Source organism: Cellulomonas telluris, assembly GCF_004886325.1.
In the GTDB taxonomy this organism is placed as follows: domain Bacteria; phylum Actinomycetota; class Actinomycetes; order Actinomycetales; family Cellulomonadaceae; genus Cellulomonas; species Cellulomonas telluris.
Genome location: NZ_QXFN01000139.1, coordinates 1 through 501, shown reverse-complemented (window position 1 = coordinate 501; position 501 = coordinate 1). Strand labels below are relative to the sequence as shown.

Sequence of the window (501 nt, the reverse complement as noted above, 5' to 3'; positions counted from 1 at the left end):
CGCGTCCAGCGCCTCCCGGTCGCCGCCGGGCTCGAAGCGGCGGTCGAGGGCCCACGTGTCGCGCAGGTCGTCGGTCGACGCCCACACCCCGGTGCCGAGACCGGCCAGGAACGCCGCACCGAGCGCGGTCGTCTCCAGGATCTCCGGTCGCTCGACGGCGCGCCCAACCTGGTCGGCCTGGAGCTGGCACAGCAGGTCGTTGGCCGCCGCGCCGCCGTCGACGCGCAGCGTGGACAGCTCGGGCAGCGTCTCCAGGACGTCGCGCACCTCGAAGGCGATCGCCTCCAGCGTGGCGCGCACGAGGTGGGCGCGGGTGGTGCCGCGCGTGATCCCGATGATCGTGCCGCGGGCGTGGGGGTCCCAGTGCGGCGCGCCCAGCCCGGTCAGGGCGGGGACGAAGAACACCCCGTCGGTGTCGTCGACCGTCGACGCGACGGCGGCGGTCTCGGCCGCGCTGCCGACGATCTGGAGTCCGTCACGCAACCACTGCACTGCGGCTCC

At 75.2% G+C, this 501-nt stretch carries 1 protein-coding gene; it reads right to left on the bottom strand.

Annotated features, from left to right (window positions below):
- Positions 1-492: FGGY-family carbohydrate kinase (locus tag FB586_RS19115; protein ID WP_281276715.1), on the bottom strand; the 492-nt coding region annotated here is incomplete at its 3' end.
- Positions 493-501 lie beyond the last annotated feature (9 nt).